The organism is Thalassotalea ponticola, from assembly GCF_041379045.1.
GTDB lineage: Bacteria > Pseudomonadota > Gammaproteobacteria > Enterobacterales > Alteromonadaceae > Thalassotalea_A > Thalassotalea_A ponticola.
In genome coordinates this window covers 234,207-250,451 of the sequence record NZ_CP166871.1, presented here as the reverse complement: position 1 = coordinate 250,451, position 16,245 = coordinate 234,207, and the positions used below count along the sequence as shown (strand labels likewise).

Here is a 16,245-nt window from a genome sequence, read left to right as displayed (position 1 = left end):
AGTAACAGTCATGATAGGCCTAAGCCAATCGAGTTTAGCCAAACATTCCCCATTAGAATCAAAAGCTTAATGGATACAGCAATTATTCACTGTATAATAGTGGGTCTTGAAGGTCATTGGCTTCAAATGCCTCAAGACGCTCTACACAAGAGCCGCAAGTACCACAAGCCTTTGCTTGTCCTTTATAACATGTCCAAGTTTTAGAGTAATCTAACCCCATTGCTAAGCCTTCTTTAAGGATACCAATTTTATCCGTATTAAGATAAGGGGCATAAACCGAGACTGGCTCAAAATTAGCTACTTTAGAAGCCTCGTCCATCACTTTGACAAACTCTGGGCGACAATCTGGGTAGATCGTATGGTCGCCTGAATGAGCACCGTACCAAACTGATTCAGCATTGATATCAACAGCGTAGCCAATAGCCAGCGAGATCAAAATCATGTTGCGATTTGGCACAATCGTCGATTTCATATTTTCCTCTTCATAGTGCCCATCAGGAACATCAACATCAGATGAAACTAATGATGAAGAGGTGAATAGGCTAGAAATAGAAGTAATGTCTAGAATTTTGTGAGGGATGTTTAAATCACAGCAGACCTCTTTAGCACACATTAATTCTTTATTATGTTTTTGCCCGTAGTCAAATGACAAAGCATAGACATCATACCCTTCTTTTACTGCCTTATTTAATACTGTAAAAGAGTCCATTCCACCTGAATAGATAACCACTATTTTTACCATACTAGTTCCAAACCTCTTCTCTATATCTAGCAAGTATGTAATTAGTAAGCTTTTGCAAGTCTTTAGAAACATTTTGAAGCTCATTCCATTTTACATTCTCAGCTTGTCGATCAAACTTGACCTTAGGCTTAACATCATCAGCTAAGTCTTCTACTCTCCCAAAATCCCAAAAACCACTAGTCCACTTACAGTAAGGCTTTATTCGCTCTAGATCAGATTGAAAATTTTCTTCAGTAACTGTATCTTGTCCCATATCTACGTAATAACGTTCAAAAATGGTATCCATTAGATGACCTAATGCCGTCATTCCGGCTCCATGCATTAATCGGGATTCTTTAGGTTTCTTATTCCATGCTTCTGGAAAGGTTTTACTAACTGCGCTCCAATAATTACAAAGCACGTCTATCATAGCATCAATATCTCCAGTACCTGTTGCGGCATCACGATAGAAATAAAGTGCCCCTTCATTGAGGCTTGCTTCGATCAATTTCAAAATAGAGTTATCTTTCACTACTCCTGCCGGATTAGTTGCTGTTTGGATAAGTTGATAGAACGGTGAATTTTTTCTGTGGTTAAGCTCATCTAAAATTCTTGCAGGGAATCGCCTCTTTTGAAGTGATGAAGCAAGCTTTGTTTCTGTGTAAGGTAGTAATTCATAAATTAAACCTTTAGGTAAAGGCTTCGTTGAGTTTACTAAAATAAACTGTTCACGTTGCTCCTGTGAATCATCAGTAATAAAAGCACTTACAGGCATTTGGAAAGCATCTATGTCAGCTTCACGCATTGCTGCTGCTCTTTGCTGACCGTCAACAATTAAACCTGGTTTATTTTCTTCATCTTCAACAATTGGAATAACTAACGTGCCAAAGTTTTTATTGTGCTCCGAAGGCACAAACTTTACAGTGCTATTAAATGCTATTACCAACGCATTAGGTATCATAGGGTTTTCAGATTCTAAATACTTTTTAATCTCATTAATGTGATTTGATACTTCTGGGCGCTGATAGCCTACCAACTCATCTTCGTGTCTTTTGACTCGTGATATTGAAGCTATAGATTGAATATCTTTTCCTTTAATAGCGAAGCTGAATAATGCTCGCCCTGGACCTTGCTCGATCTTAAGAGCCGGTAAGCTAATAGTGTTCATTTATTTAACCTGATTAATTTTTTTTAATTCTAATTGCAGCTTTTCATAGGCTATATAAAGGTTATGAAACCCCCTTCTCCTATTGCGAGCTGCAGCTCTTTTTAATACTACATGTATGCCTATATCTGTACAGATATCACACGGACATTTTTTCCATGGTTTATCTGTAAGCACTTTATCCATCAACTCAACTCTTGAAGCCTTAGGGTTGTATAGCTTTTCGTATTCAGTAAGAATTGATAAAACATCTTCTTTAGCCACCTTACCACTATCAAAGCCGATTAGGCTTTCTAAACATGCTTTTTCTAACTTAAACGCTTCATTTTGGTTAATTGCCCCCGATGCAACTAACTTTCTCATATTATTGTTGGCATCAACTTGAGGCACCCCAATCGCCGTATAGTCTTCTGTTGATGTGTGATAGTTCTTTTTATCATCCTTAAGCCCTTTCATCAGTGGCGAAGTACTATCAAATGAAGTCACACCATAGTTAGCAAATTCAGCAATATGCTCCAAACGATTTATACCTAATAAATGAAATTGAGTATCGGGCTTTCTGATGTCATTAACACACTTTAATACTTTGAGAATTTCTGGGCTTTTAAGAGGGATCATGCCTCCAATGGCAATGCGTTTATACCCCATCTTTTGCAACTTAATAACTGAATCGGCATAAGACTCAGGATTCCATCCATGTGCTACGCCGTAAGCTCCAAAGTTCAGTCCTTTATTCTTAATAAGAAACTCTTCGGCTTTTTCAAGAGTAATTTCTTGTCGTCGTAAGCATTCCTCTAATTGATCACCCTCTACTTTCTTTTTTGCCGTTTCAAAGTCAAAAATAATGTGATCCAGAGATATACCGTAGGTAAAACCAGCATTCGAATAAAACTCGTTAACTTCATCTACGGTGTAAATAGGCTCATGCTCTTTAGCATAACTAAATGCACCACAATCCCCCATGGTTAAGTAAGTTTTCGGCAACCTAAAAAATCGATATATCCCCTCCCGGAAAAACCGTTGACGTTGTGCTACCGAATATCGCCCTTTAACACCGCTCACACCGTCGACAATTGCCTTGGATACAAGAATTCCGTCATAAACTGGTTTCGAAAACAGTTCATGTGCATATTTATCATCTCGTTGAATAACTCTATGTTCGTTATTCTTTTCAGTCTCAAAGTCGAAAGTAGGATCGACATAATCGTGACTATCAGGGAAAAAAAACTTCATTATTAAATCATTTCAATTTATTTGCTATTCACAACTTGCTTATAAAGCGATCCGAATCGTTTCTGCTCACAAGCTAGGCCTTTATCTCTCAACTTCTTCAAAAGTGTGGACGCAGAAAATTTCGCCTTACCGGCAACTTTTATCTCATCTCTAATGAACAAAATAACGTCTTCATCTGTAAGCTTTTTTCTATTAAATTTAGTTGCGGGTTTTGCTCTTTTTTGTATCTCTTTATAAATACTGGCCGCCTGTGTTGAAAAAGCTGAGTTATTATTGAGCCTCTCAATAAAGAATTTCGCGAGTCTAATATTTAATGAAACTCTGCTGCCCCCTAATTCTGTACAGAAATCTTCTGAGTTTCGATAAAACATCTTTTCTAGAGAATCATCTATTTTTGCATCGCTAGAAATGATCAAAGTATTATCTGGTGTTGCAATATTTTCTTTTCGCAATGCAACCAGTTCAGGTTCAACAACCTTTAAATAACTTGGTGATAATGCAAAAACAAAAATTGAGGGCTCTACACTTTTATAAAGTGAATATATTGGCCCAACATCGTAATGGTTGTGCCGATGTATTGCATTCCACCACAACCTATTCCTGTCAGCTAAAAGCTTTGAATCATATATTTGTCCTACAGAATTTTCAGTGTTTGATGAAAATGTAGCATCATAAGAGTGGATCAATTGTTCTGAAGAAATAAGCCCATATCCAGCAGAAACCACTGATATTTCTGAACATACTTCAGATAATCTTTTTACATTGCTCCAATGATCGCCCACATACAGATCAATAGCTTTAATACTTGGACTGTCGGCATAAATAGAATCAAGCCAGTGACTTTCGACACATTGCTTACCAATAGAGTCGGAGAATTTTATCTTCTTTTTCGCTTTTGAACTTTTACTATTTGTACAGTTTGTTATTAAATGAAACTTCATTACTCGCCTTTGTAAACGACACCACAGGTACACGTTTCTTTGAGTTCTATAGCAGACAATTCTTTTAAGTTAGGCTTTAGCTTCAACCACACCCATTTAGCAATATTTTCAGCAGTTGGGTTATCTAAACCTTCAATATCGTTTAAATAATAATGATCCAGTTGATCATATATTGGCTTGAATAATTTCTTGACGTCGGCAAAATCAATGAACCATCCATCATGGTCATTGACCTCACCTATTAAGTGAAGACGGATATGATAAGAGTGACCATGCAACCTTCCACATTTATGGCCATCTGGCACATTCGGGAGTTTGTGTGCCGCTTCAAAGGTAAAGTCTTTGTATATTTCTGCTTTCATTACGCTGAATCAAACTGTAAATAGAAACAGTAGTGTACAATAAATTATCTCGTACAGCCACTGGAGATTTACTTGTTAATCTAGGACCGCGTGATATATTAAATCTTGGTTAAGAATTGGAGAATAATTATGGAAACTGAACACACAAAAGCTCTTGCTAAAATCATTTTACTGCTCCAAACAGACCACCATGGTTGCAAGCAAGAAGCCTTGAACATAGCAAAAGAGTCACTCGGTATAGAAGTAGAACACAACTCAATTCGAGAGATGATTAATGAAATATCAGATAATGATATCGATAGGTTTCTGTCAAGTATTGAATAACTTCGCAATCAATGAAAGCTATTGATAAAGTGCTTGACCTGGTTTTCCAATAATAATATGTGGTTTACTGGCACCATGCGTGCGAGATACTTCAGTCTCCGTTCTTACACCTTGATTCCCCTCGATCAAATTGGTGATATTCGCATTTCCGTTAAGTGTTATGTTTTCATATTGCTGTATCAGTAGCTTTAACAACAAAGAAAAACTCTGATAAAAGCGATTTTGATTTTATGCGTGGGTGACAACATTATCACTACTGTTAATATTCACTCCAAAACCAATTTTCATAATATCGCTCGGGATTTTCAACTAAACAAAACTCCATATCATCCCCTGCTAATTTTGACCGGAAATCAGCATAATCATTGTAAGAATTGATACTATGTTGTCTTGTGATATCTCTCATTTGAGAACGAGAAAGAGGTATCTCATTTTCAAATTGATGATTTGAAATCAAGTCTCTTAATGATTGGCTGACATAGTTATCTTCGTTCATATCTTTTATGTTTTGAGATTCTGATTCTCTTTCCAGTAAAGCTCCAATTCTAGTCCAAGAAACTCCTAACATTTCATGAGGTAATTCAGGTAAATCCAGACTTAGGGCACGAGATAAATTTCTTTTGTACCAAAATTGGTATGATTCTAATGAATCTATTAAGTGCCCGGCTTCACTTTCACTAACTAGAAACTCAATAAACTCAAATAGGCTGTAACTCATTTGTCGTTTCTAATAATTGCTCTAACGCTTGCTCATCATCCTCGTCATCATCCTCATCAATTGGTGAATGCAAGTATTTTATAATAACACTTGATAACTTCTTCTTGGATACAGTTTTAAGTTCAAGAATTGGCGATTCGATATCATAAATGCTGCGTATCCCAAAGCCTATGACAGAAAGAATCTCTTCATATTTATATTCAGCATTACTAATAGCCGCTAATAGGAAGCCATTCATATGACTTGTGTCAATGTCTGCACCTCCATCATTCAACAAAAAACGTTTATAACGTCGGAGATACGCACCTTTTAACCAATAATGACGATCCAAATAATCCATATGAGGAATATCACTGGCCAACCCATTGCACTCGCGACATGCCCGAATTAACGTCTTTCTTATAGATTCACAACCTTCTGGAATCTTAACATTAAGAGCAGGAACATGATCCCACTCTAACCTTAATGTAATGTTCGGTTTCCGACCACAATAGTGGCAAAAGCCATCATCTTCAGTGCGGGACATGGGATAAATTTTTTTTTTATAACCCACATCATTTTGGATTCGATGAGACATATTAATCCTTATATGTGCAGTAATTATGATTAGAACCCATTCATGCAATTTTGTAAACTTGACATATCACAGTGAAAGATGTGCAATAAATATTGGACAACAAAGTTGTAGAATAAATTTAAATGCTACACTAATTCGAAAGCACCGATAAAACGAAGAGTTGTACTCGAAATTGTACTGACGAATTTTGAGAAATTGAGGAAAGCCAGGCTATATAAGGGCTAGAAGGGAATATTCCCAAATAGATCCAAAATATCGAATAAAGATTTCCAAGAATTCATAAAGTTTTTAAAGCCCTGTTTTAAAAGGGCTTTTTTGCTTTTGGTTTCCAGGGGCGATTTTTGATGTCCACGTTTACCCACCGCAAAGTGGTGGGTAAAACGGTGGGTAATATTCAATATTCCGGATACATAAATATCAAAAAGCACAGCAAAGTTGCATTCGAATGCGAGCCCAAATAAATGCTAATTATCTAAATGAAAGACAATTTTTTTATTAGTTCGGATCATTTTTGAATGCAATTCGTGGTTCAAATTTAAGTGCAAAGTAACAATCTTAGTCATCATTCTTGTTGTTATTCTTCTCTTAAGGCTTCGATTGGTGTGGCTCTCGCCGCTTTGAGTGCAGGAATAATACCTGATAACAAGCCAACAAAACCGGAAAAAATTAAGGTGTAAATAAACACCGATACATTGACCCCAGTTATGACATTGAGCCCTGCTAACTGGGTCGAAAGCATCACCAGTAGCACAATAGCAAAACCAATAATACCGCTAAGTACAGCCAAAGCAATGGCTTCGCTAACCAGCAGCACCACTAATTGCGTTGACGAACAGCCAACCGCGCGCAGCAAACCTATTTCGCCGATGCGCTCTGAGACATTTATCGACATGATGGTAGCTATGCCTATCGCGCCAACGATAAGTGATATGACACCTAATGCAGCACCGGCTATTTTTACCACAGACAAAATATTATCTAAGCTCGATAACATGTCATCTTGGGTAACAATGGTGAAATCTTCTCTGCCGTGGCGTTTTATCAGTAGCTTTTTGATCGCTTTTGCTACTTGTTCACTGCTGTAATTTTCACGATAGAAAATATCAATTTCCATCACGCTTTCACGATTAAAAAGCTCCATGGCAATAGTCGTTGGCACATAGACCATTTCATCAAGGCTTTGGCCAACAAATTGGCCTTTTTCTTTTAACACACCAACAATTCTAAAGCGCTTACCACCAATATGAATAAACTGACCGACAGGATTTGAAAAACCATATAAGCTACTCGCGACTGTGGCGCCAAGTACTGCAAAATTGCGAGGACGATTAATATCATCATTAGGAAGAAACTTGCCTTGCGCCATTTCTAACTGCCAGGCTTTATCAGCTAATGCATTTACCCCCACCACATCGGTATAACGAAATTTCGCAGAGGCTTTTACCTTAGCGGTGCCGGCAATGACGGGCACTGTGTACATAACACTCGCTAATTGATTGATTGCAATGCTATCGGCCACTGACAGAGGCCTAATGGTATTTAGTAAACCACCAACACCAAACGTTTCGGTTTTGCCCGGTGACACGGCGATAATATTGCTACCAAACTGGGTAAACTCTTTTAAAATATATTGGGTTAGTGACTCACCTATCGCGGTCATCATTACCACGGCTGCAACACCAATGGCAAAGCCGGTGATCGATAATATTGCTCGTCGCCCCTGGTGTTTAAGCGACGTAGTTACCCAACTAAAAATATCGGCCAAGCTCATTAGTTACCTCGCATTGCAATAACTGGGTCTAAATCAGCGGCATTACTGGCGGGAAACCACGTAAATACTAAGCTGATAACCACCGCTGATGCGACAGAAGCTAATGTTGCCCAAAGTGGTATTGTCATTGAAAAATAAGGAATAAATTGGTTTGCCAACCAGACTAACGCATAGCCCATTAGCACACCTAATCCTGCGCCAAGCAAGGTAAGGAGACTCGACTCTTGTAGGAACATCCACTGCACTTCTTTTTTACTGGCGCCGATAGCTTTTAACAAGCCTATTTCTGCTTTGCGTTTAACTACTGATACATAGCTAACATTCATCATCAAGAAGCCAGCAACAAGTAAGCTAATTCCGGCAATCACACCAATCGCGGCAGTAACGACTTGGGTTATGTTATTAAAGGCATCCATCATCGCATTTTGACTGATAATGGTGATGTCTTCTTCGCCCTCATGACGGGTTTTAATTAACTCGATAATTTGTTTTTTTACTGCTTGTTCTTCACTGTATTGGCTTAGCGATACTAACACTCGAAATAGCGCGGTTGAGTTAAATAGGCTTTCAGCAGAGCTAATTGGAATGAGCGCCATATCTCGCATATCAAGCCCTAATGATTCGCCGCGCTCAGCTAATACCCCAACCACTCGATAACGCCTATCGGCAATATTTACCCACTGACCAATGGCATTTTGATTACCGAATAGGCTGCGTGCTAGTTTTGCGCCCAGCACACATTCATGGCGGGCTCGGTGTTTATCATCTTGCATAAAGCCTCTACCTTTGGCGATGTTAAGTTTGCGCACTTTAAGAAAGCCAGACGTAGAGCCAATTACAATTACCTCTCGGCTTAAATTAGCATGGCTAACTAAAGCAGTGCCGGCATTAATAGGCGCAACCTCCTGTACTGATGACAATTGCTTAATGGCATTGGCATCCTGCCAGGTCAGTTCTCTTGGCGTGGTGCTATAAAGTGGTAGCGACCCACCAGACGTTTCTTTTTTACCAGGTAAAACAATAAGCAAGTCAGAGCCGATGTTACTAAACTCTTGGTTGATGTAGGTTCGTGCACCTTCACCGATGCTGGTTAATATCAATACCGAGCAGACGCCAATCGCCACCGTGAACATAAGAATAAACGCGCGTAACGGATTTAAACGCAATACCTGAGCCGAAAAACGCCAGCGATCCGCCCATTTAATCATTTCGCTGACCTGGTAAACGGCTATCTTGGGTGATCACACCATCGACCATCGCTAACTGCCTAGTAGCTCTTTTGCCAAGGGCGATATCATGAGTAACCACGAGTAGCGTTATACCGCTATTGTTCAAGGTTTCAAGTACATCAATCACGTCCTTACCAGAGTGTTGGTCAAGGTTTCCTGTTGGCTCGTCCGCGAGCAGAATTTTTGGCTGCATTACCATGGCGCGGGCAATAGCAACCCGTTGAAGTTCACCTCCGGATAACTGTTTTGGCAGGTGATGTAGTCGATGCTCAATACCAAGCTGCGCAAATAACTCGGCAACGCGTTTTTTGCGCTCTTTAATTGGCATGCCCGCTAGCATCATTGGCAAAGCGGCATTTTCTTCAGCCGTAAGTCGTCGAATTAGTTGAAAGTTTTGAAAGATAAAACCGATATTGTCTCGCCTTAGCGCAGCTCGCTCTTCTTCCGGTAACGTTCTCGTTTCAATGCCATCAATATGCACACTGCCACTATCTGGGCGATCAAGTAACCCCATCATATTTAACAGTGTAGATTTACCCGAACCTGACGGCCCCATAATAGACACGTACTCTCCTTGGTTGATAGTTAGCGACACGTGTTTGAGGACATTAAGTGGTTGCTCACCTACGAGGTAAGTTTTATCGATATTGTTTAGCTCTATCAGTGGTGTAGGTGTCACGGGCATAGTAGGCATAAATTAAGCGGTTTAGTTTGCCTGAGCACTTTCTTGCTCAGCGATGGCAACTTGCCCGTCTTTGAGCCCAGAAATTGCTAACGAACTAATCACTTTATCTTGGCTAGAGAGTCCTGATGTTACTTGCGTAAACTGCCAATTACTCAAGCCTGTTTCAATTTCTTTTTTACGAATAACATCCTCATTATCAAGAATATAAACATATTTCTCATCAACAATTAATTCACTTGGCAAACGCAGGGTTTGATCAATTTTAGCGACGGTAATGGCGATATCCGTGCTGTAACCGGTAAGCAACTGGCTAACATTAGTGAGGGTCGAATTATCAAAGCTAACATCAACGTCGACCGTGCGCGCTTGTTTTGCATAGTCTTGCACATAGGGCGAAATTCTCTGGATAGTGCCCGAAAACTGCTGTTGCTCATATGCGTCAATGGTAATTTTAACGGGCATACCAACGCTAAGCTGGCCAGCATCCACTTCATCAATAGGTGCCGTTACGTAATGGCAGTCATGAGTAAGAATGTCTATCGCTGGCGGCATGACAATTCCAGTTGGTGAGGGTGTGGCAAACTCTCCCAATTCGCCCGTTATTTCCGCTACCATGCCATCAAAAGGCGCATAAAGCTCTGTTTGGGCAAGGCTTGCCTTTGCGGTTTGCTTTAAGGCTTTGGCCACATCGACCTCTGATTTAGCTGACAAACAGGCTGCAGCTGATGCGTCGGCTTTTGCTAACGCATTATCTAAGGTTTCTTGTGCGATGAGTTTTTGGTTGAGTAAGCGTTGATAACGTTTAACCGTTTTTTTATCATTTACTGCGTTAATACATATGCTTTTTTGCTGCTGTATACGCGATTGAATAAGCGCTTGTGCTTCACTAACCCGGGCTAAACGATCTTGCTGCCAAAGCGTCATTAGCAAGTCGCCTTGCTTAACTAATTCCCCTTCCACAACGTGAATTTTCTCGATTTGACCACCAATAGCAAATGACATTTTCGCTCGCTGACACGACTCAACGGTGCCGGAGCGCGTATTAGCGACAATGGTTTCTACACTACCAATATCTGGATGTTGCCAAGTAACTTGCAGCGGTTTTTCTTGGTTGAAGAACCAAATTAATGTCACGGCAGCGAGTGCCAATAGCAACCACTTAAGCCAGTTCATAAGCTACCAATGTTAATCGAATAAAAACCTTATCATTTAGACTAATTGATTAATTAAATAAAACCAATGATCTAGCTCAAGTTAATCACTATCGATTGAGTCACCAAAGCTTGAAGGCTCTGACATAAACATATCTGCTTTTTGACAATATAGGGCGTAATAGCACTGACAAAGTCGATGCCACGGCGTACCAATTGAGCTGGGAGATATCGCGTTTGCCGATAGTGAGCAGGGGAAAATTAGCCCAAACACATAATGTTTGAGCTAACGATTAATGGTTACAGGTATGCTAGTTTTTCAGAGGTTGTTTACTGTTTAATGCCAAATTGCGCAAAAAACGTACCTGTTAGCGGTATTGTTAAACGGCAAAGCTTTCAATTTCTGACTGAGCCGCCGCTAAGCTCAAATCAGCACCTGGCATATTTAAACCTTCGGCATAAATAAAGCGCACATCGGTTAAGCCAATGAATGAGAAAAAATCTTTTAAAAACTGTGTTTGCGAGTCTTTTTCGGTGCCTTTGTACATGCCACCGCGAGCGGCAACAATGATAACTTTTTTGTTTGTTAACAGGCCTACAGGGCCATTTTCTGTATAGCTAAACGTAACGCCGGCTCTGGCGATGCGGTCTACCCAAGCTTTAAACGTTGATGGCACACCAAAATTGTACATAGGTATGGCAACAACAATGGTATCGCTGTCTTTTAATTCTTGTACTAACGTGTCAGAAATATTGGCAAGGTCTTGCTGTTGTGCATTGCGCTCATCTTGTGGTGTCATCCACGCGGCCATTTCTTGCTGAGTTAAATGCGGTAATGGATGTTTGGCTACATCGCGAGTCACAACGCTGGCGTTAGTTTGCTGTTTAAATTTTGCAATTAACTCGCTAGCAAGTTTATTTGAGTTACTTTGCTCATCACTTAACGATGTTTTAATAAATAAAATCTGATTCATGGTTATATCGCCTGTTCGAGTTAATTAATCGAATGTCAAAAAACGTAGGGGGAATTATTGCCAAAATGGTGCACAAACAAAATTACTTAAAAACTCACAATTGATTCTATTAAAGCGAATTTATTAAATCAGCCAATCGCCTATACAATGAATAAAAGCTTCAACCAAATAAAAATGATGTTGATTATGAACGCGTTTTTATTGGTATGGGCTAGTTTTATAGATACTCTTAAGCAGAGCTTCACGGTTAGCAATTCAAGAAAGGGCGATAATTATGGCGACAGCGCTAACAGCAGTAGAACATGATATTGGTGGTTTGTTTGTAAAAAGACTCTTGCCAAATCAACAAAAACGCATGGTTGGTCCGTTTATATTTTTTGATCAAATGGGGCCTAGCACGTTTAAAGCGGGCCAAGGAATTAACGTACGGCCTCACCCTCATATTGGTTTGTCTACGTTAACGTATCTATTTGATGGCTCAATATTGCACCGAGATTCGTTAGGTAATCACCTTGAAATATTCCCCGGCGATGTCAATTGGATGACCGCGGGTAAAGGTATTGTTCACTCAGAACGTGAAACCTTTGAAGTAAGAGCAAATAACCATTCAATTAGTGGCCTTCAGTGTTGGATAGCCCTGCCCGAGGCAATGGCCGAACTCGAACCATCATTTAATCATGTTAAAAAGCAAGATTTGCCGCACCTTATTCACGAGGGTGTGATGATGCGCTTGGTTGTTGGTGAAGCGTATGGCTTAAGTTCACCGGTTAAAACCTACTCACCAATGTTTTACATTGATGTAGCCGCGTCAAAGGGAAGTACTATAACCAAGCCACACCCCAATCAGGAAACCGCAATTTTTGTGGTATCTGGTCGCGTATCTATTAACGGCACCGACTATTCACAAGGTGAGTTTGTGTTACTTGATGAGCAAGACAATGATATTGTTGTCAACGAGTGTGGCCGATTTATCATGCTAGGTGGACAAAAGTTTGATGTGGTGCCATACATTCACTGGAATTTTGTCTCGTTCAATAAAGAGCGTATAGAGCGTGCAAAACAAGATTGGATAGACGGTAAATTTCCGTCAATTCCAGGTGATAATAAAGAGTTTATTCCGCTTTAGTGTGCCCAAGTACTTACGTCGTGCACATATTGTGTCGTTCACCTCGGCAAGGTTTACGGTGTTATAGCAACACTTGGCCAACTCTGAAGCGGTGCAAGATCACGCATTACACGAACCACACCAGTTATTAACGTTGAGAAACCCCATGGATAAATTAAACGACCCGTCATTGTTAAAGTGTCATTCTTATATCAATGGCCAATGGCATCCTAGCGACACACAAATTGCCGTAACCAATCCCGCAACCAACGAGGTAATTGGTTACGTATCTGACGCGGGCATCAGTGACGTAGAGCTGGCAATTGATGCCGCCAAAGTCGCCTTTAAAACGTGGTCAGCGCACACAGCAGCTGAGCGAGCAAACCTGATGCGCAAGTGGTTTGATTTACTCATCGCCAATCAACAAGACCTTGCTACCATTTTAACGCTCGAACAAGGTAAACCGCTGGCAGAAGCAAAAGCAGAAATTGCCTATGGGGCAGCTTATATTGAATGGTTTGCAGAAGAAGGTAAGCGCATTTATGGCGATACCATCCCTGCGCCAGCAAACGACAAGCGCATTGTGGTCATAAAACAGCCCGTTGGTGTTGTCGCCTCAATTACCCCGTGGAATTTTCCCAACGCCATGATCGCTCGTAAAGCGGCGGCTGCACTTGCCGCCGGTTGCACCTTTGTCGGTCGTCCGGCTTCGCAAACGCCTTTGTCGGCCCTTGCCATGGCAGAACTTGCCGAGCGCGCAGGTATACCTAGTGGCGTGTTTAACATTGTTGTTGATGATGATGCCAAAGGTATTGGCCAAGTGCTTACTCAACACCCTGACATTGCCAAATTTACCTTTACAGGTTCAACCCAAGTGGGCCGTCAACTTATTGCCCAATGCGCTAGCACGGTAAAAAAGGTATCGATGGAGCTTGGCGGTAATGCCCCTTTTATAGTGTTTGACGATGCCGATATTGATGCTGCAGTACAGGGCGCCATCGCTGCAAAATATCGCAATGCCGGTCAAACGTGCGTGTGCGCTAACCGCATTTTTGTTCACGACTCGATCCTCGAAGAATTTACCCATAAGTTCAGCAAGACGGTAAGTAAACTTACTATTGGCAACGGCCTACACGAAAGCACTCACATTGGCCCGATGATTTCAACCAAGGCGGTAGCCGACGTTGATAACCTAGTAAACGCGTCAGTAATCTTGGGGGCAAAAGTAACATTGGGCGGTAGTGTTGCCAAACAAGGTTCGCATTTTTACCAACCAACGGTATTAACCAACGTGACAAATGACATGCCAATTGCGAAAGAAGAAATTTTTGGCCCTGTATCAGCCATTATTTCATTTACCGATGAAGACGAGGTTATCAATATGGCAAACGATACCGAATACGGCTTAGCCGCGTATTTTTACGCTCGAGATATAGGCCGTGTATGGCGTGTATCTGAGGCCCTTCAATACGGTATGATTGGTATCAACGAAGGCATTATTTCAAATGCAGCCGCACCCTTTGGCGGCGTAAAGCAATCGGGTATTGGCCGAGAAGGCTCTAAGTACGGTTTAGACGACTATTTAGAAATTAAATATCTGTGTATTGGGGGAATTTAGCTTTTCACAATAGGTTAGTTAATAACGTAGCTGCTTATGCGGCTGCGATAACCCAAATGGTTCAAATGAAAACATCTTTAGTCGCTAACCAAAATTTATTGCCATTTTTCTCGGCAATATCATACGCCCAATTGGCCACATGAGCTGTTCTTTTAGGGTCGCATACAAAATAGTTTGCAAGCTCGCGAGTAATTTGGCTGGTGTTCAACACTAAGTTTTGCTCTTGCCATTTATCTCTGTGTACTGGAGCTGCTAAATAGTCGCGTTTATTGTTGTTACACGCTTTGTGGGCAAGCACAAAGTTGTGCGCCAGATCATTATTGTATTTAGTAAATGGAATAAAGTGGTCGACTTCGGCATTCCCTTTAAGAGGCTTTTGACAATAAAAACAATTGCCCTGTTGAATGTCTTTTAATACAAGACTTGCCGATTTTAATGAATTTCGAGATGTACCAAATAAAAAGTCTGACAGCTCACCCGCTCTACCAATAACTGACTGGTTCTGTTGAATTTTTGACACCTTTTCAATCCACCCTTGACGCGCAAATTGCACCACCAAGTCGTGAAACTGGCGAAAGCAATCTGCAATACCAGGATTTAACTCTATATAGTCACGATTTTTAATATGAGGAAACAAATAGCAATCTTCTTGGCGAGAAAGAACTTGCAAACGCCATAATGGCCCTTGCTTCAAAGTATTCATGGTATTTCGATAAATTGATTTCCAGTACGGTGACTGCTTAGCTTGGTCTAAATTTCTAATTCCGTTTTGCTGCAACTCGGTAATGTCAGTGATAATTTTTGCTTGGTTATCTGTACTCTGCAATAGTGCCCCGGTTGGTAACTCCTCATTAAATGGCATTGCGTGTTGCCAGTAAAGTACGATTAACTTATCGACAATTTCAGCAAAGCTGATCACCAGCCGACCGTTATCAGGTATTTCTTTTTCGATACAGATATCGGCAAGCGCATGTAAAAACGCAAATTTGTATGTGGAGGTAAACGTGCCTTCTTGCAGCAGACGTTGCAGATAAGAAATAAAATCGATCTGATGTTTATACAATGCTTCCATTTACTTTCCTAACACCAGGGTTTGCCAAATCACGTCACCGCGGCCCAGTTGATCTCGCCTAACATCAGTTTCTCGCAATACCTTTAAGCCATGACCATGTGCAAGCTCGGTAACTTCAGCTGCGCTGACTGGATACGCAACACGGCCATCGGCAAATTCACCATAGCGCAAGGTAATCACCAACCTACCACTATGATTTAGCAACGACGACATGTTCTGCATTGATAATTTGCGTTCTGTCGGCGATAAATGCATCCACACTGCACTTAACAAAATCAAGTCAAAGTGCGTATTGAGTTGTTTGCTTGTATCTAAGTTAGGCAAGCTGTCTTCAACCCAAGTGATATCTAAATCTGTCGAATTGTCTTTAGCTGCACTTATCAACTCAAACACCGGCTCAACCGCAAACACCGTTAAGCCATTTTTTGCCAAGTATCGAGCATCGCGCCCTGAACCTGCGCCAATATCAAGAACAGTGCCCTGCAAAGGAACACAGTCGAGCCAGTCTTTATGAACGGCCTCAAACTCAACACTATCGTATTGCTCAATCAAACTGTTTGTATTTTGCTGATAAAAGCGAAGGGTGTTGTTCATGTATC

17 protein-coding genes are annotated in these 16,245 nt (G+C 40.7%); 3 read left to right on the top strand and 14 right to left on the bottom strand.

What is annotated here, in order from left to right:
• Positions 1–82: 82 nt before the first annotated feature.
• From queC to queD, 5 genes are read right to left on the bottom strand one after another with little or no spacing between them, the layout of a single operon-like run.
• Entirely contained in the window at positions 83–742 is a 660-nt protein-coding gene (gene queC, locus ACAY30_RS01140; RefSeq protein WP_290251187.1) for a 7-cyano-7-deazaguanine synthase QueC, read from the bottom strand.
• Position 743: 1 nt separating this feature from the next.
• Positions 744–1,889: a DGQHR domain-containing protein DpdB gene (gene dbpB, locus ACAY30_RS01135; protein WP_290251188.1), complete on the bottom strand. Its 1,146-nt coding sequence runs from the start codon at positions 1,887–1,889 to the stop codon at positions 744–746.
• Complete coding sequence (dpdA, locus tag ACAY30_RS01130) at positions 1,890–3,119, bottom strand: tRNA-guanine transglycosylase DpdA (protein ID WP_290251189.1); 1,230 nt, start codon at positions 3,117–3,119, stop codon at positions 1,890–1,892.
• A gap of 17 nt (positions 3,120–3,136) precedes the next feature.
• Complete coding sequence (locus ACAY30_RS01125; RefSeq protein WP_290251190.1) at positions 3,137–4,060, bottom strand: hypothetical protein; 924 nt, start codon at positions 4,058–4,060, stop codon at positions 3,137–3,139.
• Positions 4,060–4,422, bottom strand: a complete 363-nt coding sequence (gene queD / locus ACAY30_RS01120; RefSeq protein WP_290251191.1) for a 6-carboxytetrahydropterin synthase QueD — start codon at positions 4,420–4,422, stop codon at positions 4,060–4,062. The genes ACAY30_RS01125 and queD overlap by 1 nt, the downstream gene beginning before the upstream one ends.
• 129 nt (positions 4,423–4,551) lie before the next feature.
• On the opposite strand from queD, the gene ACAY30_RS01115 reads away from it, so the two are divergent.
• Entirely contained in the window at positions 4,552–4,746 is a 195-nt protein-coding gene (locus ACAY30_RS01115) for a hypothetical protein (protein ID WP_290251192.1), read from the top strand.
• Between the two features lie 259 nt (positions 4,747–5,005).
• Here ACAY30_RS01115 and ACAY30_RS01110 read toward each other — a convergent pair whose 3' ends face one another.
• The 7 genes from ACAY30_RS01110 to ACAY30_RS01080 all read right to left on the bottom strand — a co-directional run bounded on the left by ACAY30_RS01110 (position 5,006) and on the right by ACAY30_RS01080 (position 11,851).
• A complete protein-coding gene (locus tag ACAY30_RS01110; protein WP_290251193.1) occupies positions 5,006–5,464 on the bottom strand; it encodes a hypothetical protein in 459 nt (152 codons plus the stop codon).
• The gene (locus ACAY30_RS01105) at positions 5,445–6,041 is read right to left on the bottom strand and encodes a hypothetical protein (RefSeq protein WP_290251194.1); all 597 of its coding nucleotides are present in this window, start codon (positions 6,039–6,041) and stop codon (positions 5,445–5,447) included. The genes ACAY30_RS01110 and ACAY30_RS01105 overlap by 20 nt, the downstream gene beginning before the upstream one ends.
• A 574-nt stretch (positions 6,042–6,615) precedes the next feature.
• Positions 6,616–7,812 carry an ABC transporter permease gene (locus tag ACAY30_RS01100; protein WP_290251195.1) on the bottom strand — a complete coding sequence of 399 codons (1,197 nt, stop codon included), beginning with the start codon at positions 7,810–7,812 and terminating at the stop codon, positions 6,616–6,618.
• Positions 7,812–9,020 (bottom strand): ABC transporter permease, encoded by a 1,209-nt coding sequence (locus ACAY30_RS01095; RefSeq protein ID WP_290251196.1) that lies wholly within the window; start codon positions 9,018–9,020, stop codon positions 7,812–7,814. The genes ACAY30_RS01100 and ACAY30_RS01095 overlap by 1 nt, the downstream gene beginning before the upstream one ends.
• Positions 9,013–9,735, bottom strand: a complete 723-nt coding sequence (locus tag ACAY30_RS01090) for an ABC transporter ATP-binding protein (protein WP_290251197.1) — start codon at positions 9,733–9,735, stop codon at positions 9,013–9,015. The genes ACAY30_RS01095 and ACAY30_RS01090 overlap by 8 nt, the downstream gene beginning before the upstream one ends.
• 12 nt (positions 9,736–9,747) lie before the next feature.
• The gene (locus tag ACAY30_RS01085) at positions 9,748–10,899 is read right to left on the bottom strand and encodes an efflux RND transporter periplasmic adaptor subunit (RefSeq protein WP_290251198.1); all 1,152 of its coding nucleotides are present in this window, start codon (positions 10,897–10,899) and stop codon (positions 9,748–9,750) included.
• Between the two features lie 358 nt (positions 10,900–11,257).
• Positions 11,258–11,851 (bottom strand): FMN-dependent NADH-azoreductase, encoded by a 594-nt coding sequence (locus ACAY30_RS01080; RefSeq protein ID WP_290251199.1) that lies wholly within the window; start codon positions 11,849–11,851, stop codon positions 11,258–11,260.
• Positions 11,852–12,125: 274 nt separating this feature from the next.
• On the opposite strand from ACAY30_RS01080, the gene ACAY30_RS01075 reads away from it, so the two are divergent.
• Together ACAY30_RS01075 and ACAY30_RS01070 are read left to right on the top strand one after the other, a co-directional pair.
• Positions 12,126–12,977, top strand: a complete 852-nt coding sequence (locus tag ACAY30_RS01075; RefSeq protein WP_290251200.1) for a pirin family protein — start codon at positions 12,126–12,128, stop codon at positions 12,975–12,977.
• A gap of 145 nt (positions 12,978–13,122) precedes the next feature.
• Positions 13,123–14,574, top strand: coding sequence for an NAD-dependent succinate-semialdehyde dehydrogenase (locus tag ACAY30_RS01070; protein WP_290251201.1), 1,452 nt, complete (start codon positions 13,123–13,125; stop codon positions 14,572–14,574).
• 61 nt (positions 14,575–14,635) lie between these two features.
• Here the strand turns inward: ACAY30_RS01070 and ACAY30_RS01065 are convergent, their stop codons facing one another.
• Positions 14,636–15,646 (bottom strand): HNH endonuclease, encoded by a 1,011-nt coding sequence (locus tag ACAY30_RS01065; RefSeq protein WP_290251202.1) that lies wholly within the window; start codon positions 15,644–15,646, stop codon positions 14,636–14,638.
• Positions 15,647–16,240, bottom strand: coding sequence for a bifunctional 2-polyprenyl-6-hydroxyphenol methylase/3-demethylubiquinol 3-O-methyltransferase UbiG (locus tag ACAY30_RS01060; RefSeq protein ID WP_290251203.1), 594 nt, complete (start codon positions 16,238–16,240; stop codon positions 15,647–15,649). It lies immediately after the preceding gene.
• Positions 16,241–16,245: the final 5 nt, after the last annotated feature.

Coding starts and splice junctions, on each gene's coding strand:
- ACAY30_RS01075 (WP_290251200.1), top strand. CDS start 12,126: ATGGCGACAGCGCTAACAGCAGTAGAACATGATATTGGTGGTTTGTTT.
- queD (WP_290251191.1), bottom strand. CDS start 4,422: ATGAAAGCAGAAATATACAAAGACTTTACCTTTGAAGCGGCACACAAA.
- ACAY30_RS01125 (WP_290251190.1), bottom strand. CDS start 4,060: ATGAAGTTTCATTTAATAACAAACTGTACAAATAGTAAAAGTTCAAAA.
- ACAY30_RS01085 (WP_290251198.1), bottom strand. CDS start 10,899: ATGAACTGGCTTAAGTGGTTGCTATTGGCACTCGCTGCCGTGACATTA.
- dpdA (WP_290251189.1), bottom strand. CDS start 3,119: ATGAAGTTTTTTTTCCCTGATAGTCACGATTATGTCGATCCTACTTTC.
- ACAY30_RS01105 (WP_290251194.1), bottom strand. CDS start 6,041: ATGTCTCATCGAATCCAAAATGATGTGGGTTATAAAAAAAAAATTTAT.
- ACAY30_RS01080 (WP_290251199.1), bottom strand. CDS start 11,851: ATGAATCAGATTTTATTTATTAAAACATCGTTAAGTGATGAGCAAAGT.
- ACAY30_RS01090 (WP_290251197.1), bottom strand. CDS start 9,735: ATGCCTACTATGCCCGTGACACCTACACCACTGATAGAGCTAAACAAT.
- ACAY30_RS01065 (WP_290251202.1), bottom strand. CDS start 15,646: ATGGAAGCATTGTATAAACATCAGATCGATTTTATTTCTTATCTGCAA.
- queC (WP_290251187.1), bottom strand. CDS start 742: ATGGTAAAAATAGTGGTTATCTATTCAGGTGGAATGGACTCTTTTACA.
- ACAY30_RS01100 (WP_290251195.1), bottom strand. CDS start 7,812: ATGAGCTTGGCCGATATTTTTAGTTGGGTAACTACGTCGCTTAAACAC.
- ACAY30_RS01060 (WP_290251203.1), bottom strand. CDS start 16,240: ATGAACAACACCCTTCGCTTTTATCAGCAAAATACAAACAGTTTGATT.
- ACAY30_RS01095 (WP_290251196.1), bottom strand. CDS start 9,020: ATGATTAAATGGGCGGATCGCTGGCGTTTTTCGGCTCAGGTATTGCGT.
- ACAY30_RS01070 (WP_290251201.1), top strand. CDS start 13,123: ATGGATAAATTAAACGACCCGTCATTGTTAAAGTGTCATTCTTATATC.
- ACAY30_RS01110 (WP_290251193.1), bottom strand. CDS start 5,464: ATGAGTTACAGCCTATTTGAGTTTATTGAGTTTCTAGTTAGTGAAAGT.
- dbpB (WP_290251188.1), bottom strand. CDS start 1,889: ATGAACACTATTAGCTTACCGGCTCTTAAGATCGAGCAAGGTCCAGGG.
- ACAY30_RS01115 (WP_290251192.1), top strand. CDS start 4,552: ATGGAAACTGAACACACAAAAGCTCTTGCTAAAATCATTTTACTGCTC.